Here is a 230-nt window from a genome sequence, read left to right on the forward strand (position 1 = left end):
GTCTGCTCAGTATTCTTATGATTTTTTACGGGCATAATTTACGCGTCAAACTTTTTGATAATTAAGGTGGCATTGGTACCGCCAAAGCCAAAGCTATTACTCATCAAGGTTTCGAGATTGGCGTCGCGTTTTTCGGTGACGATATCAAAGCCTTCAGCCGCAGGGTCTAAATTCTCAACATTAATACTTGGCGCAATGAAGCCTTCTTGTAGCATCAGTAAGCAATAGAT

General features: G+C 41.3%; 1 pseudogene. It reads right to left on the minus strand.

The window, feature by feature from the left end:
- Positions 1-38: 38 nt before the first annotated feature.
- Positions 39-230: pseudogene (locus AAEZ06_RS28395) on the minus strand (beta-ketoacyl-ACP synthase I); the annotation flags it as partial.

The organism is Pseudomonas sp. HY7a-MNA-CIBAN-0227 (assembly GCF_040310325.1).
Lineage (GTDB): Bacteria > Pseudomonadota > Gammaproteobacteria > Pseudomonadales > Pseudomonadaceae > Aquipseudomonas.